This window comes from uncultured Altererythrobacter sp. (assembly GCF_913057185.1).
GTDB lineage: Bacteria > Pseudomonadota > Alphaproteobacteria > Sphingomonadales > Sphingomonadaceae > Erythrobacter > Erythrobacter rubellus.
In genome coordinates this window covers 468,231-489,744 of sequence record NZ_CAJXNK010000002.1, presented here as the reverse complement: position 1 = coordinate 489,744, position 21,514 = coordinate 468,231, and the positions used below count along the sequence as shown (strand labels likewise).

Genomic DNA, 21,514 nt, shown 5'->3' with positions numbered 1-21,514 from the left:
CCAAGATGAGCGCGAAAGACGTTTCGGTCTTCTACAGTGAGAAGCAAGCGATCGATAACGTCTCGATCGACGTGCCGACCGGCCACGTAACCGCCTTCATCGGGCCGTCTGGTTGCGGCAAGTCGACCTTTCTGCGCGTTCTCAACCGTATGAACGATACAATCCCGACAGCTCGCGTTGAAGGGACGATCGAACTGGACGGAGAAGACATTTACCGGTCTGGAATGGATGTGGTTCAGCTGCGCGCCCGCGTTGGCATGGTTTTCCAGAAACCAAACCCATTTCCCAAGTCGATCTATGACAACATCGCTTACGGCCCGAAGATTCACGGTCTGGCGGAAAGCAGAGAGGAACTGGACGAGGTCGTCGAGCGCTCGCTTACCCGCGCCGGTCTTTGGGAAGAGGTGAAGGATCGCTTGCTGGACAGCGGCACCGCGTTATCCGGTGGTCAGCAGCAGCGGCTTTGTATTGCGCGTGCAATCGCGGTCGATCCGGAAGTCATTCTGATGGATGAGCCATGCTCTGCGCTGGACCCGATTGCGACGGCAAAGATCGAAGAACTTATCGCGGAACTTACTGATCGCTATGCGATCGTGATCGTCACCCACTCTATGCAACAAGCCGCACGTGTTTCGCAGCGAACGGCATTCTTTCACCTTGGCAAGATCGTGGAATATGGTCAGACAAAGGACATATTCACGAACCCCATCGAAGAACGAACCAAGGATTACATCACAGGACGGTACGGATAATGGCTGAACACACAGTCAAAGCATTCGATGAAGACATCACGCGTTTGCGTGGTCTGATCGCAGAAATGGGCGGCCTGGCAGAGACTGCCTTGCAAGATGCGCTGGAGGCCATGGCACGCGGTGACGAGACGCTGGCTGAGAAGGTTATCGCAGGCGACAAGAAGATCGACGCGCTCGAGTCCGAAGTCGACAAGCTGGCGGTGCGGATTATCGCCTTGCGCGCACCAATGGCGGACGATCTGCGCGAAGTTATCGCAGCACTCAAGATCGCCGGCGTGGTCGAGCGGATCGGCGACTATTCGAAAAACATTGCACGCCGGATCGGCCAGATCGAAGATCGCAAGCGGTTCGAGCCGCTGACCTTGCTTCCCGCCATGGGTGAATTGGCGGGTGAGATGGTGCATGACGTACTGACCGCCTATGCCGCGCGTGACCCAGACCTTGCGCTGGAAGTGATCGAAGCGGACAACAAGGTTGATGCGTTCTTTGACAGCATTTTCCGCAATCTTGTGAGTCACATGATGGAAAATCCCGCCACGATTTCCAGCGCGGCGCAGCTGTTGTTCGTGGCGCGCAACATCGAGCGAATTGGTGACCATGCTACCAATGTTGCAGAGATGGTGCATTTCGCGGCAACCGGGGTTTATCCCCCAGACCACGATGACTGACATCAAACTGTCGTAAAAGTGCAATAGTGCGGTTGTCGTCGCTTTCGGTTGAAGGAGCCTAACGAGAATGTCCGCGGCCAAATTGCTTCTTGTTGAGGACGATCCGGCTCTGTCGGAGTTGCTCGAGTATCGCTTCTCGAATGAAGGGTATCACGTCCGCTGCACAGCCGACGGTGACGAAGCCCTAATGCTGGCGGCTGAAGATCTTCCCGATTTGATCATTCTCGATTGGATGATTGAAGGTACGAGCGGGATTGAAGTTTGCCGACGTTTGCGCCGCGACAAAAAAACAGCTCACGTACCCATCATTATGCTCACCGCCCGCGAAGCAGAGGATGATCGTGTACGCGGTTTGGAAACTGGTGCGGATGACTATTTGACAAAGCCATTCAGCCCGCGTGAATTGTTCGCCCGCGTTGTGGCAGTCATGCGCCGTATCCGCCCCGCACTGGCCGGTGAATCAATATCGGTAGGCGATATTACGCTGGATTCAGTGGGACATAAGGTTCAGCGTCGCGGGCGTTACCTGAAGCTTGGCCCGACCGAGTATCGCTTGCTTAAATTCTTCATGGAAAGCCCCGGCCGTGTATTCAGCCGCGGGCAATTGCTGGACGGTGTCTGGGGAACCGAAAGCGATATCGAACTGCGCACTGTCGATGTGCATATTCGCCGCCTTCGCAAGGCTATCGAAGTTGACGGCTTCGAAGATCCGATACGCACCGTCCGGTCAGCTGGCTACGCTATGGAGGCGGTTTAACTTTCAGTGAAAATCGCGTGACTTGGGCAGGATGCGCAAGTTACGCGGGTGCCCCCTGACAGGGGCCGGTCGCTCACCATGCAGGTCACGCGGTTTAACGGCGAGCGATTTTCGGGTATTGAGCGGACTGCTTACATGATCTGCGCGTGCCACAGGTGACGTCAGCAAGTCATCCGCCAGACCGTACAGGCTATCGGTCGCATCAGTCATATGATGTGCGATGACATGAATAACCTCATCGTCATATTCGACCCGCCCGCGCACTTCCATCAGCCGCGCGCCCATGATGACACGGCGCTGTTTCTCCATGACGTCAGGCCAGATTACAAGGTTGGCTACACCGGTTTCATCTTCGAGTGTAATGAAGCACACGCCTTTGGCAGAGCCCGGGCGCTGGCGGATCAGCACAAGGCCCGCGATCTGGACCATGGAACGGAACTCACGTGTCCGAAGCTCGCCGGCGCGGACGAAGCCACGCTCCGCTAGCGATGCACGCAGGAATGACAGCGGGTGTGCCTTCAAGCTGAGGCGGGTGGTCTGGTAATCCGCCACCACTTCCTCGCTCAGCGGCATTTGAGGCAGCTGAGTACGGGCTCTCTCCGCCCCTTCATCTCGCTCCGCTGCAGCCTGGAACAGCGGCAAGTCAGGCGCAGCAATCAGGCTGCGTGCATCCCACAGCGCCTGTCTTCGCGATAGCCCTAGCGAGGTAAAGCAATCCGCGCTCGCAAGCCGTTCGATATGCGCAGGCGAAAGCCCTGCCCGTTCGCGCAGCTCGGCCACATCCTTGAACGCGCCGCCTTCTGCACGTACTGCAACGATCTTCGCGGCAATATGCTCCGGCAGGCCATCGACCTGCCTTAGGCCCATACGCATGGCGATGTCTTTTCGCTCGCGCCGGGAAATGGCATCACTTTCAAGCGTATTGTCCCACATGGAATGGTTCACATCCGCCAGCAGCACCTCCACCCCATGCTCGCGCGCATCGCGCACGATCTGCGCCGGAGCGTAAAATCCCATCGGCTGCGAGTTGAGCAGAGCGCAAGCGAAAGCAGCGGGAAAATGGCATTTGAGCCAGCTAGAGACATAGACCAGATGCGCAAAACTGGCCGCATGGCTTTCGGGGAAACCATATTCGCCAAAGCCCTTGATCTGGTTGAAGCAGCGCTCGGCAAAATCCGGGTCATAGCCGCGCGCAACCATTCGCCCGACCATCATATCCTCCAGCTCGTGCACCATGCCGCGCGACCGGAAAGTCGCCATTGCTTTCCTCAACCGATTGGCCTCCGCGCTGGAGAACTTCGCTGCATCAAGCGCGATTTTCATCGCTTGCTCCTGAAAGATCGGCACACCCAGCGTGCGGGCAAGAATGCTGGAAAGTTCATCCGGTGGGCCATGCTCTGGCGCTGGAGCAGGAATTTGTACCGGTTCCGCCCCCCTGCGGCGCTTCAGATACGGATGCACCATATCACCCTGGATCGGACCGGGGCGGACAATGGCGACCTGAATCACAAGGTCATAGAACTCCCGCGGGCGCAGGCGGGGAAGCATATTCATTTGCGCGCGACTTTCGACCTGAAACACGCCGAGCGAATCCCCGCGCCTCAGCATCGTGTAAGTTTCCGGGTCTTCACGCGGAACAGTGGCCAGTGTCAGCGTTCGGTCATGATGCACCTCTAGCAAATCAAAGCACTTCTTGATGCAGGTCAGCATCCCCAAAGCCAGCACATCGACCTTGAGAATGCCAAGCGCTTCGATGTCATCCTTGTCCCATTCGATGAAACTGCGATCAGGCATGGCGCCATTACCGATCGGCACGGTTTCGGTCAGCGCTTCTTCCGTCAGGATGAAGCCGCCGACATGCTGGCTGAGATGACGCGGCATACCGATCATCTGTTCCGCCAGCTTGATAACCCGCTTCAAATGCGGATCGCGTACATCCATGCCGGTTTCACGCACATGCCTTTCCGCAATCTCGCTGCCGTAACTGCCCCAGACGGTGCGCGCCAGCGTGCTAGTGACATCCTCTGAAAGCCCCATCACCTTACCGACTTCGCGGATCGCCATGCGCGGACGGTAATGGATCACTGTCGCCGCCAGACCGGCGCGATGGCGACCGTATTTCCTATAGAGATACTGGATCACTTCCTCACGCCGCTCATGCTCGAAATCGACATCGATATCAGGCGGTTCTTTGCGTTCCTCAGAGATGAAGCGATCAAACAGCAGCTGATGTTTCGCCGGGTCGACACTGGTGATTTCCAGACAATAGCAGACCGCGCTGTTCGCAGCAGAGCCCCTGCCCTGACACAGGATCGGCGGATCAACGCTACGCGCGAAATCGACGATATCCTTGATAGTGAGGAAATAGCGCGCAAGATCGAGCTTACCGATCAACTCCAACTCGCGCTTTAATGTTTGCCGCACACTATCCGGAATGCCCCCCGAATATTCACTGGCAGGATAACGCCGAGCCGCTCCCGCCCATGTCTCGCTTTCGAGATATTGCTGAGGGGTCATTCCATCGGGATAGATATCTTCGGGATATTCATAGCGCAGCTCTTCAAGGTTGAATTCGCATGCATCAGCCACATCGCGCGCCGCTGAGAACGCGTGTGGCCAGCGTTCAAACAGCCTCTGTATCTCTTGTGGGCTTTTCAGGTGCCGTTCTGCATTCGCTGCAAGCAGATGTCCCGCTTCGGCAACCTTGGTCTTGTGCCGGATCGCGGTCATCACATCTTGCAAGGGCCGTTTGTCAGCGCTTGCATAGTGCACGTTGTTAGTGGCGAGCAGGCTGAGGCTGTTCGCTTTGGCCAGCGTATCAAGCCGCTCGATCCGTGCCACATCATCGCCGCGATAGAGATAACTCGCTGCGATATGGTGCAGTGTCGGAATCCCCGCCGTTAAATGCGGGAGAAGTTCCGCAAAACTGCCTGACACGCTATCGGAAAGCTCACTATTGATATCGAGCGCGATTACATTGTTGGCCCAGGCAGGAATGGTGAAGCGTGCGCTCAAATCATCCGGCGGAATCAGGATCAGCTGCACATCTTCGGCATGTTCGGCGAGCATGGCGAGCGAAATTTCGCACACTCCCTTGTCCTGCCATTCCCCGCTTAGCGTCTGCATTCGACCTGCGCTGATCAGCTTGCATAATCGGCCGTAAGCAGCCCGATTTCTAGGGTATGCAAGAAATGCAAGGCCCTCGACCGTCTCTATCCGAGTGCCGATAACCGGCCGCATTTTCAACGTTGTCGCCTCGCTGTGAATACGCACAACGCCTGCAAAGGAATTCACATCTGCAATGCCAATGGCGTCATAACCAAGGGCGTATGCCGTACTCACCAAATCCATGGCATCGGATGCACCGCGCAAGAAACTGAAGCAGCTAACCAGGCCCAGCTCTACAAATGCTGCGCGCGCAGGCAGCACAATGGCATCGGGATCAATGTGGATCCGGCGCTTGGCAGGTGTCAGCGGTGTATCGGGCATAGTTCACATAGATTGACCTTCTGGATCAAACTTATGTTCACTAAATGTTCTAGATCAACTTTTCAAGCAGAGTGGGGCAAAAGACGAGCAAAGGATCAGGCGGCGTTGCCCGTGCTCTTAGATTCCTTGCTCTTCAAGCGTACATTGTAGAGGAAATCCACAATCGCCGGATGCATCTTGCCCTCGAACTTCAGCCCGGCATACTCATCTTCCACCCAGACAATCTTGCCCAGCGGCGTGCTTACACCATCGATTTTGAGAACGACGGCCTCTCCCGCTTCGGCAAAGCCATGACGGCCTTTGATCTTGCAGCCACCCTCGGACACGTCGATCACTTCGACATAGACCGAACGCGAACGCATCCACCCTTGCACGAGCAGATCCAACGGCTTGCGCACCGATGTACGAATTGATTCAGTACCTTCCATGGCCACATTTATGCCGGAAAAGAGTAAAGAAACGGCTACTTATCAAATTCCATGTGATTTTAGTTAGTTGGTCATTAGCCATATAGTCCGTGTAAGTACCAAAGCGGCAAATCGCCCCGCCCATCACCGCTGATTCCATGGCGGTAGATCCAGTATCTCCGCCCTTCTCCATCTTCGATCCGGTAATAGTCACGCAGTCGTGCGGTGGACCTTTCACGCCACCATTCGGGCGCAATCCGTTCAGGCCCCTCCACACGTGTGACTTCGCGCACGCTCCCGCGCCAACGAAACGAGCGTGGGTGACCGTCTGGCGACGCATAAAGCACCGAAATCCTTTCGGGCCGGTCGAGCAGCTTCAGCGGCCGCTGATGGAAGGCGAGTTCGCCTTGAATCACTGGCTGCGGTTCTAACGGAGCCCGCCAGCGCTGCGCACGCTCGGGCATATGGCTCGCATGCGGCACAGGGCGTTGCACAGCCTGCTTGCCGAGCCGCACCGTTAGCCGGTCAACACAAGCATTAAGCGAAGTGCCCTGCTTTTCTACTGCGCTTTCAATATCTCGCTGATCGAGCGCTAATGGTTCAGCCCAACTTGCGCGTAGACGCAGAAATTCGATCCCGAAGCCGGCATCAACATCGTCCAGTTTGGCAGCAAACAACCGGCATATATGTACGGGGTCACGGGTAGATGCAGACAGCTCTAGCGCGCGGATCACAACCTCGCCATCCACTCGCCACAATCCGAGCTCCAGACGCCGCGCGCCTTCGCCCTTGCCTTCCAGTTCGCGCGCCATGTCATCCGCCAGATCGCGCATCACCTGATCTAGCAGGTCGCGATGGCGAATCGGTTCCATCAAGCGGCGCTCGACCAGCGGTACATTCTGCGGAATGACCGGCAGCAGCGGCTCTGGCACCCGCCCCAGCAGCTGATCCATTCGCACCAGCGGATTGGAAGCCGGAGATTTGCGATTGCGGAACCGCCGCTGGAGCGCATCGCGCCCTACCCCGTTCAGATCCTCCAAGCGTTTGAGCCCCAGACGGCGCAGCACTGTCAGTATATCGGGATCCAGCCTTAAGGCTGCGACCGGCAATTGCCCCAGTCGCATCACCGCATCATCCTGAGGACCGAGGATCGCCTCAATCGGCCCATAATGCGCCAATGCCCATGCTGCACCTGCTGTGGACGCAATCGCGAGCCTTGCGGAGATATCGCGCGCTACAAACGCCGCCTGTGCGTCAGCTATCAAGCGCTGCTCCCCTCCGAACAGATGTGCCACGGCTGTGACATCAACGATCAATCCGTCCGGTGCATCTAGCGCACTCCATGGCCCCCAGCGCCGCGCCCACAGCGCGAGCTTCTCCAGGAAAGCAAGATCACCTGCCGGATCTGCTGGAGCTGTCTGTATCTCAGGACACAAAGTGCGGGCATCGGCCAGCATTGTTCCAACACGCGCCCCGGCCAAGCGCGCTGCTTCATTGATTGCAGCAATCCGCGGCCCATGCGCGCTCTCGCGGATCAGGACAGTAGGAGCGGCGTCCGCACCCTCCCCGCGTTTAATGCCGTTAGAGAGCCGCCAGCGATCGACCGCCAGCTGTGCGAACCAGATCGACATGATCCGCCGCGGTTGCGACTGACGCGTCTCCGGGTGATAGCTTTTGCGATCGAGCGGCGATGAGACCACTGCCGTCATCGCTCATACTCCATTCTCCAGGTGGGTGCGCACGCGCGCGAAACAGCTCTGCCTGCCAGCTCGACCAGCCAGGTGCAGCGCGGTTCCAGCGCGGCAGTGCAGATGGAGCGGACACAACCTTCCAACGCATCCGCGCAGAAGACAGGTCTGGTGATGCATCAAGCCGCACCAGCCAGAGCGGAACGCCGTGTTTTTCAGCGGCCAGGCTTAATCGCCGTGACGCAGTAAAATTAAGCCCGCGCGGATTGCCTGCAATCTCTCCCAGAACGAAAGCCAAGTCACGGCAGCGCAACCCCTCTTCCAGCGCGAACAGCGCATCTTCGGGGGACTTGGCTTCAACATGGATCACCCGGTGGCGCAGTTCCTCTGGCAGTCCATGCACATAAGGGCGCCCGCCCAGCCGCACAGCAGATGTATCCTGCACCCACAGAACCTGCCGCCGATCCTCTTGCGCTGGCGCGTTTCCCCTTGCCGCGACTTGCATCGCGTCACGCGCTAGCGACAGCGCCAGCCCTGCCCCTGCAGCCTCATCCCCGCGCGCAAACACTTCGCTATGCTGAGGTGCGGGGAGGCCCGGCCTCCAGCGAGGTAGACGCGTACGGATTAGCGCTGATGCACTGTCGGTACATGCATTCGCAGCAAGAATTTTTGCAGCAGGATAGGCAGTATGGGACACAGCAGAACGACTCATTTGTTCTTATTATGTTCCATCACCTTCCATTTGGCAATGACTGGCAATGCTTCACCCACGAAAAAGGCCGGAGGATCGCTCCCCCGGCCCTAATCTCAATCTTGCGGTCAAATCAGGCAAACAGGCCCGCCAGCAAAATAACCGTCAATGCAATCGGGCACACAAACCTGACCAGCGCGCGCCAAGTCTGGTGCAGAACCCCGTCCAGACCATTCTCATCATCGATCAGCTTGGCATCAGCGATCCAGCCAACAAAGATACAAGTCAGGATCGCACCAATCGGCATGAACAGTTTCGCGGTTACACCATCAAGCGTATCGAAGAAATTGGTCTCAGCGAATAATGGGATGAAGTTAAGCGGATAGAACTCAGCCATTTCGTTGAACGAAAGCGAAGCAAACACGCCAAGCACCGCGGCGCCCAAACCTACGATCAGTGTCGCAATCGGGCGCGTGATGTTGAACTTCTCGAACACATAAGCCGTGGGTGCTTCGAGCAAGCCAACGGAACTGGTGAGCGCCGCAAAAAAGACCATGATGAAAAACGCGAGACCAATCAGCGAACCGAACGGCATGGCCTGGAACGCAATCGGCAGAGACTGGAACATCAAACCGGGCCCGGCGCTCGCTGAAAGTCCAGCAGCAAAAACGATCGGAAAGATTGCCAGACCCGCAAGCATCGCAACGGCGGTGTCGGCGCCAGCAATAATACCGGACGTTTCGCCCAAGTTGGTGTCGCGATTAGCATAGGATCCGTAAGTTATCATACCTGCCACACCGAGAGAGAGCGAGAAGAACGCCTGCCCGACGGCAGCGAGCATGACTTCACCAGTCAACTTGGAGAAGTCAAACGTGAACAGATAGGCGACCGCTTCGCCGAAGTTGCCAGTAAAAGCACCATAGACCGTGATGCCGAGGAAGAGCGCGAAAAAGATGGGCATCAGGTAGACAGCAACCCACTCGATCCCGCTCGAAATCCCGCGTGCTACAAAAAACATTGTCACGGCAAGGAAGCCGAGATTGAGCCCTACCATCAGCCCACCATTGCCGAATAATCCCGGCAGCAGACCTTCAACATCACTCGCTGCGCGACCTTCAAATGCACCGCCAGCAAGGCCGGTCTGGAATAGATCACCAACAAAAACGCCGATGTAATAGACAACCCAGCCGCCCACGACGCAGTAGAAGCTGAGGATCAGGAAAGCGCCGAGAACGCCCAGGGAAGCAAGAATACTCCAGCCTTCATGTGCATTGGAATCGCGCGCGACGCGGCGCACACTTTCCGGCGCATTTGCCTGGCCGTGTCGACCAATCATAACTTCCGACAACAAAACCGGCAAGCCGATCAAAAGCACGCAGAAAATGTAGAACAGAACAAAGGCCCCGCCGCCATTCTCTCCGGCTTCTGCCGGGAAGCGCCACATATTACCAAGGCCCACGGCCGAGCCAACTGCTGCCAGAATGAATGCGCTACGCGATGACCAATTCTCGTGGGTCTTGCCTGTTGCTGCCATAGTTTAAGGATTTTCCCTCTAGCGCACGTTCCCCGACGTGCTCTCTTGTGGAATGCCTTCTGCAAGAAAATTACGCCCGCGCCAAGTGGCTTAGCTTTGCCTTATCCCCACAGCACCGCTAAAGCGGCGACATGTCTACGACTTTTCAACTCGATACGAGCACGAGCAGGGCAACGCCCACACCAAAGCCACGCAAGCGGCTGACTGTTCCAAAGATTCGCGATCACAAGAAAGACGGCCAGACTAAAGAGCCGCTGGTCATGCTGACCGCTTACACGGCGCGGCAAGCCCAACTGCTCGACACGTATTGCGACATTCTGCTTGTGGGGGATTCACTGGGGCAGGTGATTTACGGGCTTGATTCCACCTTGCCAGTAACGGTCGATATGATGATCGCACACGGCGCCGCCGTCGTGCGCGGCAGTTACCACGGCGTTGTCATCGTCGATATGCCATTTGGATCCTACGAAGGTTCAAAAGAGCAAGCATTCGAGACTGCAAGCCGCATCATGGCGGAAACAGGCTGCGCTGCTGTAAAGCTGGAGGGTGGTCAAGCGATGGCGGAGACGATTTCATTTCTGACCAACCGTGGCATTCCCGTGATGGCTCACGTCGGGCTGACGCCTCAGGCCGTGAACGTCTTGGGCGGCTATGCGGCCCGCGGACGTTCACAACAGGAACATGACAAGATCCTGGGGGACGGTAAAGCCGTTCAGGATGCCGGTGCGTTTTCTGTCGTAGCCGAGGGGGTTTTGGAGCCGATTGCAATCGCACTCACCAAATCACTCGAAATCCCGGTCATTGGCATTGGCGCGTCTGCACAATGTGATGGCCAAGTGCTGGTAACCGAGGACATGCTGGGCATGTTCGAACGCGTGCCTCGCTTTGTGAAGAAGTATGATGACATTGCAGGAATGATCGACAGGACGGTTGCGCAGTACGCAGAGGAAGTACGCGCACGTAAATTCCCGACTGCGGACCAGACCTATCATCCGAAAAGCTAAGAACTGATGCAGACCTTGCTTCGATATTACAGCTTCTCGCTGGCATTTTCAGCCGCCAGCCTTGCACTTGCGGTTTGGTACGGCTGGGCGAGCACGGGAAACGTAACCGCGACGTTGGGCATCCTCTGGATTGTTCTCGTACTTTCCATCCTCGAAGTCTCGTTGAGCTTCGACAATGCGGTCGTGAACGCCACAGTGCTGCGCAATATGGATCCGGTTTGGCAGCGACGTTTTCTAACTTGGGGGATCCTGATCGCCGTGTTCGGCATGCGGATCATTTTTCCGATCGCAATTGTCGCCATCGCGGCGCAAGTCGGTCCGGTCGAGGCGATCAATCTCTCCCTCAATAACCCGGACGAATACCAGCGTATTGTCTCTGACGCTCACGTCGGCATTGCCGGCTTTGGCGGCGCGTTCCTTGCGATGGTGGGCCTGACATTCTTCTTTGAAGAAGACAAGGAAGTGCATTGGATCGCAATGCTTGAACGCAGTATCAATCGATTCTCCAGTGCTCCCGCGATTGAGATCGGACTGGTGTTGAGCGTGCTCTACGGCGTGTCGACGCTGCTCTCGCCGGAGGACACGATCACATTCCTCACCGCAGGCATCCTTGGCCTTGTCACTTTCATCGGCGTGCAGGCAATCTCTTCTCTGCTGGAAGAAGCAGAAGCGAAGAAGCGCGCAGCAGGCATTGTGGTCAAGTCCGGCCTAGGCGGTTTTCTTTATCTTGAAGTGCTGGATGCCAGCTTCAGCTTTGACGGCGTAATCGGTGCATTTGCGCTTTCGAACAATATGGTGATCATCGCGTTGGGCCTGTCTGTTGGCGCGATATTTGTGCGTTCGATTACGATCCATCTGGTCCAGACCGGTACGCTCAACCAGTATCGCTATCTTGAACACGGGGCATTCTGGGCAATCATCGTGCTCGGCGGCATTATGTTGTTCTCGGCCAAATTCCATATTCCAGAAACAATCACTGGTCTGCTCGGCGCAACCCTGATCGGATTGAGTTTCTGGTGGTCCGTACGACACAATCGTCGCGAAGGCAGTGAGAAGATCGACCTCAACTCTGCGCCGCTAGACGGTTAGCAATAGGTGCCGCTATCACTAGCTGTATGAAGTGATATGCGATCAGCGGAATCAAAACCACGCCAGCTATTGCCGGGTCGAACATCAGCGTTGCCAGCGGCGCGCCCATAGCCAGGCTTTTCTGGGTTCCGGCAAACAGGAACGCGATACGGTCTTCGCGTGTCTTGGTGAGCAAGCCACCCGCGCTCCAGGAACCGACAATGGCATAAACGAGATAGATACACACAGCGGAGAGCGCAAACAGCCACGCTGTGCCGTCTATTCTGTTCCATATCCCTTCGCTCACCGCACCGCTCATCGCGACATAGACCGCGATGGCGATCGGAACTCTATCAGTCCATTTAGTCAGCGCTGGGTTCTGGGTAACAATTTCGCCAAAGCGGGGCTGAAGGAGCTGACCCAAAGCAAACGGTAGCAGCAAGACCGTTGCGATCTTGACCAGCGCTTCGCTGTGAAATGCAACCACCTCACTGCCCGCAAGCAATGCGAACAATGGCGCGCTTAGGAATACGCCGAGAATATTGAGCAGCGCGGCTGCGACAACGGCATGCGCAACATTTCCGCCTGCCATTGAGGTGTAAACTGTGGCCGATTGAATCGTTGAGGGCAGTGCACCAAGGTAGAGAAAACCTACTGCCAACAGGGCTGGAAACAGCCCTCCGCCCAGCTGCCAGATCGCCCAACCGCCAAACAGCATCGCACCAAATACCCATAGCGCCAAGGCACCGTGGAATCGCCAGTCAGCGGCGCCCCGCACAACCTGGTCGCGTGGCAGGCGCAAGCCATTGAGAAAGAACAGGACAAAGATCGCCGCGTTGGCAATCCATTGTCCCAATTCCTGGCGAGATTCTGGTACAGGAACAAGGATTGCCAGGACCAAGGCAAGGATCAGCAAGCGGACCATCGGGTCAAAAACACGGGCAAGCGAAGCAAGCATGCTTCGCCAGTGGCCTGCCAACCCGATTCTGTCGAGGGCGCGGTTTAAAACCTCCCCCGATCAGAGAGCTTTACCTGCAATGGCAGCGCGATATCGCTAACCTCATCGAGGAAAGGCGTGCCCCCGGCTGAGTTCTCGATCTTGCCTTCAGTCGTCTTCACGGCTTCCGCGAATGCGCCCTTCTCGTGACCGAATAACTAACTTTCCAACAGATTTTCAGGGATAGCTGCGCCACGATCTCATCGCTGGGCTTCTCCGTATTGATAGACCCAAGCAGCCGCAAGCACACGGGCGACGACGCCGGTGATCCCTGGGAACGTCCCGAATGCTTAATTCAAACTGGTCGAGAGACCGAACCTTGGACTACTCTTAATGAGCAGAAGTGAAATGTCGGTAAACTTTACACTAGCGCCCTAAATTGCAGATATCGCGGCACTCCAGTGGTTAAGCAGTGATAATCGTTAACGTCGATCCAAGCCTTGAAACTCGAATGGTGTCACTCCTCGGGCAAGCCGATCAACCTGGAGCGGTGCCCCGCTTGGTGGAAGCGAACGCTGCCTGCAACCCTCCCGATAACATCTTGCGCACCCCAGACCGATTGCTTCTGCAGATTCAGGATCGAGAGACAGCCCCTTGGCGGCTGACAACTGGGCTGCGAAGCGCGCTTCCACACCCAGAACGATGACAAATCTAGCCTGATCACCTGCGCCAATCGCGTCGACAGTCCGCGCGATGGTTATCCAATGGGTGGGGCCAGCATCAACGCCCTCGACAAACACAGACTGCACGCAAAGATCGCCCCGACGTTCAAATGCAGTATGCACGATCCACAACGGGCAAGATACATCACTTTCCAACAAGGTAGCGCCGCTTGCACCTGAGAACCGTTTTGAAAACTGCCCGGCCCGATCGATCCGCGCCATGAAGAACGGCAATCCGCGCTGTCCGACGCGCTGCAATGTTGTGAGACGATGCGCTAGTTGCTCAAAGCTCACGCCAAACCGACGTTGTAGTACCGTGAAGTCATAGCCTGTCTGCTCGCAGGCCCGCAGGAATCGCCCATAGGGCATCAGCAAGGCGGCCGCGAAGTATGCCGTTACGTGCCGTTCAAACAATTGCCGCGCAGCCGCGTCATCGAATTGAGGACCCGCCACAAGGCTTGAGATGGCCTCTCGCTGCTCAAGTGTGACCAGTTGTGCAGCAATCTGGAAATTGCGCGAGGAACGGTCGAGCATTTCGGATAGCTGGAGTTGCCGTGCGTGCAGGTCCAGGCGACGCACCGCGTTGGGCATCACCTCCAATGGGAGTATGCGAACGCTCAACTGGTGCTTCTCGCGCAGTCTCTCAGTCAACGCTGCGCCAAGATCGCTATTGGATAGCCGTAGCTCATCAGCAAGCTTCTCTGCCACTTCATCGATATCGGCGAAGTGGTTGCGCCAACGCTCAATCTCGCGCCGCGATTCTACCAGGCTATCATTCACGCCGCCAACGTCCTGCCCGGACCTGTCATAAAGACGTGCTAATGCCGCAGCGGCCTGAGGTGCTGAGTTGAGTAGCTCGCTTACTTCTTCCCGGTCGATATTCAGATCAGCGAAACGCTCATCGGCCAATCTGCGGGCAAGCCCATCGATTCCGCCAATGCTCTCGTCTTCTCTAAGCGTGCGCGGATCAAAGTCGAAGCGGTCAATGACTTGGATCAGAACTCTTGCGGACAAGGGACGCTGATTGCGCTCGATCAGGTTGAGATAGCTTGGACTGATACCCAGCGTTGCGGCCATCGCGGATTGAGTCATGCCTTCGCGCTTGCGTAGCCGCCTCAATGCAGGGCCAGCCAAAAGTGTATTGTCGCTCATTTCTGTGAATATATTTACATCATGACAAAAGAAAAGCCAAAAATACGCTCAATAAGACACGAATTTTTGTAACATTTCCTGTTCTCTCGCGCGTTTTTGCCGCAAACCAGCATTCAAGAGGCACCTCCCCGCCTCCGCAGGAGATTCAGATGACGTACTCAAACACAATAGCAGAACTTCGCAACACCATCGAAAAGAATGGCCCATCTTGGGATGCGATTGACGCGGAGAGCACAGCTCGCATGCGTATCCAGAACCGCTTCACTACCGGTCTTGATATCGCGCGCTACACCGCGAAGATCATGCGCGAAGACATGGAAGCCTATGATGCAGACCCGGCAAACTACACCCAGTCGCTCGGATGTTGGCACGGTTTTATCGCCCAACAAAAGATGATCAGCATCAAGAAGCATTTCGGAAGCACCAAGCGACGTTACCTCTACCTGTCCGGCTGGATGGTTGCTGCGCTGCGAAGCGAGTTTGGTCCACTGCCCGATCAGTCAATGCACGAGAAAACCAGCGTTCCTGCCCTGATTGAAGAGCTCTACACATTCTTGAAGCAAGCCGATGCACGCGAACTGGGCGGAATGTTCCGCGAGCTTGACGTGGCCAAGGAAGCTGGCGACGCTGTTGCAACGCATCGCTTGCTGCACAGGATCGATAATTATGAAACGCATGTTGTGCCAATCATCGCAGACATTGATGCTGGATTCGGCAATGCGGAAGCAACTTACCTGCTTGCGAAGAAGATGATCGAGGCAGGTGCGTGTGCACTGCAGATCGAAAATCAGGTCTCCGACGAAAAGCAGTGCGGCCACCAGGACGGCAAGGTTACCGTTCCGCATGAGGAATTCCTGCAGAAGATCCGCGCGATCAGGCATGCATTCCTCGAGCTGGGCGTTGAGGATGGAGTCATCGTTGCCCGCACGGACTCGCTCGGTGCCGGCCTGACAAAATCTATCGCGTACACCAAGGAGGAAGGCGATCTGGGTGACCAGTACAACAGCTTCCTCGATTGCGAAGAAATTGCGCCTACAGACATCAATAATGGCGATGTATTCCTGAGTCGTGAAGGCAAGCTACTTCGTCCAAAGCGTTTGCCGTCAAACCTCTACCAGTTCCGCGCCGGAACAGGTGAGGATCGCTGCGTGCTCGACTGTATCACATCGCTTCAGCATGGCGCAGACCTGCTCTGGATCGAGACCGAGAAGCCACACATCGGCCAGATTGGCGGGATGGTTGATCGCATCCGCGAAGTCGTCCCGAATGCGAAACTGGTTTACAACAACTCGCCTAGCTTCAACTGGACGCTCAATTTCCGCCAGCAGGTTTACGATGCTTGGGGAGCTGAAGGAAAAGATGTCAGCGGGTTCGAGCGCGATAGGCTGATGAGCATTGATTACGACGGCACTGAACTGGCAGCGGAAGCGGACGAGCGCATCCGCACTTTCCAGCGCGACGCCGCTGCTCAGGCTGGCATTTTCCATCACCTGATCACGCTGCCGACTTACCACACGGCTGCGCTGAGCACCGATAACCTTGCAAAGCGTTACTTCGGCGAAGACGGGATGCTCGGCTACGTTCTCAATGTTCAGCGTGAGGAGATCCGCCAAGGGATCGCCTGCGTTAAGCACCAGAACATGGCCGGCTCTGACATCGGCGATGATCACAAGGAATATTTTGCCGGCGAAGCGGCTTTGAAGGCTGGCGGCAAAGACAACACGATGAACCAGTTTGAAGCAGCCTAAGGAGAGCGAAGATGAGCAACACCAACTCAAAGGAACCTGGCCGCGCACGCGCGCTGCTTTCGACTGCCGACTTCCGATTGCTGCGGCGCGCGCTGGAAAGCCATGCCAAATCAACAGAGGATCGGGAAGAATTAGCTAAGATCAACGCACTGCACCATCGCCTTGGCAATTACACCTAAAGGATTAGCGAAGCGGCCCTTCCCCCCGCTGCCGAGCTAGAACTTTTCTCCTGGGGAGGAGAAGTCGGCCGTCGGAGCTTCATTGCTTCGGCGGCCGAACCATTTGCGCGAGAGTGACGACGTGCCGGATCTTCGCCGGATGCTTCAAAGCATTCCGTAAGACCAGGCCAGCATAGCGGACAGGCTAGTCACCATAATCAAAACAAGCGGAACGCCAGTGCGGATATAGTCCTTAAAGACATAGCTGCCCTCACCCATAATCAGCATATTCGTTTGATAGGCAATCGGCGTGGCGTAACACAGGTTGCAGCCGAACAGCACAGCCAGCACAAGTGGTTCAGCAGGAACCCCCAACAGGCTTGCGATGCTGAAAGCAATCGGCGTACCCACAGTGGCCGCCGTCGCATTCGATGCGAAGTTCGTCAGCACCGTTACGAACAGCATGATTGCGGCAATAACACCGGCCGGCGGAAGAAACTGCAAGCCTAAGGACAACAACTCACCTAGCCACGCCGCAGCTCCGCTTTCCAATATTACGCGCCCGATGGCGATACTGGCCGCAATCAGCACGATGACCTGGGCAGACAAAGCGCGCCCAACACGTTCAAACTTCACGCAGCCGGTCAGGAACATAAGAATAGCGCCCGCCAATGCAGAGATCGCAATCGGAAAGATACCGACAGAAGCGGTAAAGATCGACACGCCCATGATAGTCGCAGCCAGCGCAGCCTTGGATTTGCGAGGCAACTCGCGTGCACCTTCCAGCATCAACAAGCTGTCGCTGGTGGCAAAATCCTGAAGATCCTCTGGTAATCCCATCACCAGCAGCACGTCGCCTTCACTGATCCGCAGATCGCCAACTTCGCTATAGTTTGCTTTTTCGCCCAGCAAACGGTCCGGCCTGTGAATACCTAACACAGCCACACCGTGGAGATCAGCGATGCCCGAGGTTGGCAAGGTACGGTTTATCAGACGCGAATCCGCGGTCACTGTCATCTCGACTACGACAATATCCCTCTCGCGATTGCCGGACTCGCGGCGGATCCGGTCGAGCACCCATGTCGGTGCGAGCTCGCCCTTCAACACGCGTACGGCATCTTCCAGCGCCTGGTGCGAACCGGACATATGTAGCCGCTGCTGAGGCTGTATCGGCCCGGTCATCTTGTCGTGAAAGCGAATACCCTCGGGAAGCTTTGGCAGGACTGCAGCCACTTCCTGACCGATCAGCTCACTGTCCCCACCGATCCGCAAACGTGTGTGGAACATGCGCGGGGCATGAGCCGCCGCGACGCGATTGTCACCCAGGAGCCTGGGCATCACCAACCAAAGATAAGGCAACGCAATCAGCGACGCACCCAGCACAATCGGAGTAAAGTCAAACACCCCAATCTCGCGCATCCCCAAGTCAACCGCGATCGAAACAACAAGTATGTTAGTGGAGGTACCAATTGTAGTGGCGAGCCCGCCCAAGAGCGAAGCCGCATTGAGCGGGATCAACGTTTTGGATGCGGGCAAGGCCCCACGTTCTGCCAATGCAACAAAGATCGGAATCATCAGCACCAGCACAGGGGTGTTGTTGACAACCATCGATAGCGTGAAGGCAATGAACAGCGAGAACAGCAATCCCAGCTGCAAATTGGCTTTGAATATTCGCTCCAGAACCCGCGCTGCCGGTTCAAGCGCGCCTGTAACCACCAATCCGCGCCCCATCACCATAAGCGCGCAAATCGTAATCAGCGCATAGTGACCGAAGCCTTCAAATGCGAGTACGAGCCCGTCCGTGGAGCTCGTGCCTTCGAGCGGGAAAAAATACAGACCGACTGCAATCACAGCGATCGTCAGCAGTGAAATGATCTCAATCGACATGCGGCCGCGCGCGAAGCCGACAAACATTGCGACGGTCAACGCCATTGCGGCGAATGCATGTAGGGAAGGCAGCGCGATCATTGCTGGCGCGAAGAATCATACACCTGCGACGAAAATACAAGCGAAATCACGCTGCGCCGGGTTGTGTTGATACTGAAATGCGCTGAAGGTGGAGGAGCTTAAACTGGGAGACACATAGATGAAGGCATTGGTTTTTAACGGCGCGCGGGACATCCGCTACGAGACTTATGCCGACCCTGAGTTGCGCAGCCCGAACAGCGTGATCCTGAAAGTAGAGAGCTGTTCAATCTGCGGAAGTGATCTTCACATGTATCACGGCGCACACATTGGTGACAAAGACTACGGATCCGATGCTCCGAAGTTCTGTTGTGGGCACGAGTTTATCGGTGAAGTCGTCGAAACAGGCCCGGAAGTTCACGGACACAAGGTGGGCGACAAAGTACTGGCCGCGGGCGGCACGGGTTGCGGGCAATGTCCGTCATGCCGGACCGGCAATGCCGGTTCTTGTGCCCATTCCACCGCCTTCGGGATCGGTCCGACTTTGGAAGGCGGCCAGGCTGAATATGTGTGCGTACCCAATGCCGATGCGACACTCTATTCGCGTGATGGCTTGTCAGACGAACATGCAATGCTGCTGACTGACGGCATGGCCACCGCCTATTTCGGCCTGACGCGCGCGGAACCAAAGCCAGGCGGCTCGGTCGCAATTGTCGGCTTGGGCCCGATCGGTTTGATCGGCGTGGAGCTGGCATTTTTACTTGGCGCATCGCAGGTGTTCGCGATCGACCCGGTCGAATCCCGCCGCAAAATGGCGGAGAAATTGGGTGCCGCCACTTTCGCACCTGGAGCGGACCTGGTTCCGCAAATCCGCGAGCTGACCGGTGGGCGCGGGGCACAATCTGTGTTCGAGGCCTCTGGCGCTAGCGGAGCAATCGCCAGCACACTGCCGCTGGTTGCCCCGCGCGGGAATGTCAGTTTTATTGGAATTCCAGAACCATCCGATACGCTGCCTCTGCCGCTTATCATGTTCAAGCATGTGACGGTGCGCGGCGGAATCTGCGACGTACCCAACATGTGGCAGCATCTTGTACCGATGCTGCAGCAGGGCCGCTTGAAGGCCGAAGGGCTTTTCAGCCACGACTTCAGATTGAGCGAGGGCGCAGAAGCCTACTCACTATTCGACAGCCGTGATGACGGGGTGATCAAAATCCGAATTGACGTGGACTGACGCGAAAAGAAAGTGGTGCCCCTGGCCCGACTCGAACGGGCACTCCGTTAGGAACTCGATTTTGAGTCGAGCGCGTCTACCAATTCCACCACAGGGGCTTCCTTTTCGGAAGGGCGCAGATAGCCGCGCCCGTTGGCATGTTCAACCCTTCAGTTCGTCCTGATTGGGTTATCGCTGCGCTATTTGAGCGCGCCAACCAACAACTTGTGAAGTTTCGAGTGCAAACCATCATTCGCAGCGAGCACCTGCTTTGAAAGCACAGGCTCCGAACGCCCGCGAAAATCGGTTACAAAGCCGCCTGCCTCACGGATCAGGAGACAGCCTGCTGCTGTGTCCCAATCGCTAAGACCAGTTTCCCAGAAACCGTCAAACCGGCCCTGTGCAACATAGGCCATATCGAGCGACGCTGCACCGAAACGGCGGATTCCGGCAACCTCGGGCCCGAATGCCGAGTAGATTTTCATCCATTCATTGGGATCACCCGCCCCTTGGAACGGGATACCGGTGGCAATCAGCGAATCTGACAGACGCGATCTCGCCGAAACGCGCAAACGCGCATCCTGCAGCCAGGCGCCGCGCGTCTTTTCCGCCCAATAGGTCTCGTCATTGATCGGATGATAGATAACCGCCGCTGTCACGTCGCCCCAGCCTGAACCGTCAAGCTTCGGCTCCTGCGCCGCGATCGAGATCGCAAAATGCGGAATGCCGTGCAGGAAGTTACTTGTCCCGTCGAGCGGATCGATGATCCAGCGCGGCTTGATGGGGTCGCCTTCGATGACACCAGCTTCCTCCAGCACAAATCCCCAGTCGGGGCGTGCATGAAGCAATTCGTCATAGATGGTGCGTTCAGCGCGCATGTCCGCTTTGGATACGAAATCCGCCGGGCCCTTGCGGCTCACTTGCAAGTGCTCCACTTCGCCGAAGTCGCGGCGCAAACGATGGCCAGCCTTGCGGGCGGCTTTTTCCATTACGCGGATGAGGCCTGAAAACATCGACATGGGGGGTTAGCTCGCCTTCCCGACGTAGGTTTGCTCATACACATCAACGATGATGCGTGTGCCGCTGCCGATATGCGGGGGCACCATGATGCGCACACCATTGTCGAGGACTGCCGGTTTATAGCTGGAAGATGCAGTTTGCCCCTTCACTACTGCGTCGGCTTCGACGATTTCAGCTTCGATCTGCGCTGGAAGCTCAACACTGATCGGCTTTTCTTCCCACAGCTCGAGCTTCACCTGCATACCATCCTGCAAGAACGGTCGCGCATCGCCCAGCAAATCCGAAGGCAGAGTGATCTGCTCATAGGTTTCCTGATCCATGAAAACGAGCATGTCGCCATCTTCATAAAGGAAGTGATACTCTTGAGTATCCAAACGCACCTTTTCCACGGTGTCGGCGCTGCGAAAACGGACATTGGTTTTGCGGCCATCCTGCAGGTTCTTCATTTCGACCTGCATATAGGCGCCGCCTTTGCCCGGCTGCGTGTGCTGGATCTTGGCAACTTTCCAGATGCCTTTTTCGTACTCGATGATATTGCCTGGGCGGATATCGACGCCGCTGATTTTCATGGGAACCAACCTTTTCAAGGAGCCTGCAGAGAACT

Annotated in this window: 18 protein-coding genes, 1 tRNA gene and 1 pseudogene; 8 read left to right on the top strand and 12 right to left on the bottom strand. The window is 56.6% G+C overall.

From position 1 onward, the window contains the following. The first annotated feature begins 5 nt into the window (after window positions 1-5). From pstB to phoB, 3 genes are all read left to right on the top strand, one after another. Window positions 6-752 carry a phosphate ABC transporter ATP-binding protein PstB gene (gene pstB / locus QZ487_RS10280; protein ID WP_285976990.1) on the top strand — a complete coding sequence of 249 codons (747 nt, stop codon included), beginning with the start codon at window positions 6-8 and terminating at the stop codon, window positions 750-752. Further along, a complete protein-coding gene (gene phoU, locus QZ487_RS10275) occupies window positions 752-1,420 on the top strand; it encodes a phosphate signaling complex protein PhoU (protein WP_285975309.1) in 669 nt (222 codons plus the stop codon). Before pstB ends, phoU begins: the two co-directional genes overlap by 1 nt. 67 nt (window positions 1,421-1,487) lie before the next feature. Continuing rightward, entirely contained in the window at window positions 1,488-2,177 is a 690-nt protein-coding gene (phoB, locus tag QZ487_RS10270; protein ID WP_285975310.1) for a phosphate regulon transcriptional regulator PhoB, read from the top strand. Window positions 2,178-2,180: 3 nt separating this feature from the next. Here the strand turns inward: phoB and QZ487_RS10265 are convergent, their stop codons facing one another. From QZ487_RS10265 to QZ487_RS10245, 5 genes are all read right to left on the bottom strand, one after another. Next, entirely contained in the window at window positions 2,181-5,666 is a 3,486-nt protein-coding gene (locus QZ487_RS10265) for an error-prone DNA polymerase (protein WP_296024888.1), read from the bottom strand. Window positions 5,667-5,761: 95 nt separating this feature from the next. Beyond that, the gene (locus QZ487_RS10260) at window positions 5,762-6,094 is read right to left on the bottom strand and encodes a PilZ domain-containing protein (RefSeq protein ID WP_296024885.1); all 333 of its coding nucleotides are present in this window, start codon (window positions 6,092-6,094) and stop codon (window positions 5,762-5,764) included. Window positions 6,095-6,168: 74 nt separating this feature from the next. Continuing rightward, entirely contained in the window at window positions 6,169-7,704 is a 1,536-nt protein-coding gene (locus QZ487_RS10255; RefSeq protein ID WP_296024884.1) for a DUF6504 family protein, read from the bottom strand. Beyond that, window positions 7,655-8,473, bottom strand: coding sequence for a recA-like protein (locus QZ487_RS10250; RefSeq protein ID WP_296024881.1), 819 nt, complete (start codon window positions 8,471-8,473; stop codon window positions 7,655-7,657). The genes QZ487_RS10255 and QZ487_RS10250 overlap by 50 nt, the downstream gene beginning before the upstream one ends. A 112-nt stretch (window positions 8,474-8,585) precedes the next feature. Beyond that, window positions 8,586-9,986 (bottom strand): sodium-dependent transporter, encoded by a 1,401-nt coding sequence (locus tag QZ487_RS10245; RefSeq protein ID WP_296024878.1) that lies wholly within the window; start codon window positions 9,984-9,986, stop codon window positions 8,586-8,588. 131 nt (window positions 9,987-10,117) lie between these two features. Between QZ487_RS10245 and panB the strand changes: the two genes are divergently transcribed. Together panB and QZ487_RS10235 are read left to right on the top strand one after the other, a co-directional pair. After that, window positions 10,118-10,990, top strand: coding sequence for a 3-methyl-2-oxobutanoate hydroxymethyltransferase (gene panB / locus QZ487_RS10240; protein ID WP_285975316.1), 873 nt, complete (start codon window positions 10,118-10,120; stop codon window positions 10,988-10,990). 6 nt (window positions 10,991-10,996) lie between these two features. Continuing rightward, window positions 10,997-12,079: a DUF475 domain-containing protein gene (locus QZ487_RS10235; protein WP_285975317.1), complete on the top strand. Its 1,083-nt coding sequence runs from the start codon at window positions 10,997-10,999 to the stop codon at window positions 12,077-12,079. On the opposite strand, the gene QZ487_RS10230 is transcribed toward QZ487_RS10235, so the two are convergent. The 3 genes and pseudogenes from QZ487_RS10230 to QZ487_RS10220 all read right to left on the bottom strand — a co-directional run bounded on the left by QZ487_RS10230 (window position 12,054) and on the right by QZ487_RS10220 (window position 14,869). Continuing rightward, window positions 12,054-13,016, bottom strand: a complete 963-nt coding sequence (locus QZ487_RS10230; protein WP_296024873.1) for a bile acid:sodium symporter family protein — start codon at window positions 13,014-13,016, stop codon at window positions 12,054-12,056. The genes QZ487_RS10235 and QZ487_RS10230 overlap by 26 nt on opposite strands. Before the next feature lie 65 nt (window positions 13,017-13,081). After that, window positions 13,082-13,246 (bottom strand): annotated as a pseudogene (locus QZ487_RS10225) (sigma 54-interacting transcriptional regulator); the annotation flags it as partial. A 231-nt stretch (window positions 13,247-13,477) separates the two neighbouring features. After that, window positions 13,478-14,869 carry a short-chain fatty acyl-CoA regulator family protein gene (locus tag QZ487_RS10220; protein WP_285975319.1) on the bottom strand — a complete coding sequence of 464 codons (1,392 nt, stop codon included), beginning with the start codon at window positions 14,867-14,869 and terminating at the stop codon, window positions 13,478-13,480. Window positions 14,870-15,018: 149 nt separating this feature from the next. Between QZ487_RS10220 and QZ487_RS10215 the strand changes: the two genes are divergently transcribed. Together QZ487_RS10215 and QZ487_RS10210 are read left to right on the top strand one after the other, a co-directional pair. After that, window positions 15,019-16,617 carry an isocitrate lyase gene (locus tag QZ487_RS10215; protein ID WP_285975320.1) on the top strand — a complete coding sequence of 533 codons (1,599 nt, stop codon included), beginning with the start codon at window positions 15,019-15,021 and terminating at the stop codon, window positions 16,615-16,617. A gap of 11 nt (window positions 16,618-16,628) precedes the next feature. Then, window positions 16,629-16,796 carry a hypothetical protein gene (locus QZ487_RS10210; protein ID WP_285975321.1) on the top strand — a complete coding sequence of 56 codons (168 nt, stop codon included), beginning with the start codon at window positions 16,629-16,631 and terminating at the stop codon, window positions 16,794-16,796. Window positions 16,797-16,940: 144 nt separating this feature from the next. Here QZ487_RS10210 and QZ487_RS10205 read toward each other — a convergent pair whose 3' ends face one another. Then, window positions 16,941-18,743, bottom strand: a complete 1,803-nt coding sequence (locus QZ487_RS10205) for an SLC13 family permease (RefSeq protein WP_285975322.1) — start codon at window positions 18,741-18,743, stop codon at window positions 16,941-16,943. Between the two features lie 118 nt (window positions 18,744-18,861). On the opposite strand from QZ487_RS10205, the gene QZ487_RS10200 reads away from it, so the two are divergent. After that, complete coding sequence (locus QZ487_RS10200; RefSeq protein WP_285975323.1) at window positions 18,862-19,911, top strand: alcohol dehydrogenase catalytic domain-containing protein; 1,050 nt, start codon at window positions 18,862-18,864, stop codon at window positions 19,909-19,911. Between the two features lie 13 nt (window positions 19,912-19,924). Here the strand turns inward: QZ487_RS10200 and QZ487_RS10195 are convergent. From QZ487_RS10195 to efp, 3 genes are all read right to left on the bottom strand, one after another. After that, window positions 19,925-20,009 (bottom strand) — tRNA-Leu (locus QZ487_RS10195). Window positions 20,010-20,090: 81 nt separating this feature from the next. After that, the gene (locus tag QZ487_RS10190) at window positions 20,091-20,909 is read right to left on the bottom strand and encodes an inositol monophosphatase family protein (RefSeq protein ID WP_296024864.1); all 819 of its coding nucleotides are present in this window, start codon (window positions 20,907-20,909) and stop codon (window positions 20,091-20,093) included. 6 nt (window positions 20,910-20,915) lie between these two features. Next, window positions 20,916-21,479 carry an elongation factor P gene (efp, locus tag QZ487_RS10185; protein WP_296024861.1) on the bottom strand — a complete coding sequence of 188 codons (564 nt, stop codon included), beginning with the start codon at window positions 21,477-21,479 and terminating at the stop codon, window positions 20,916-20,918. Window positions 21,480-21,514 lie beyond the last annotated feature (35 nt).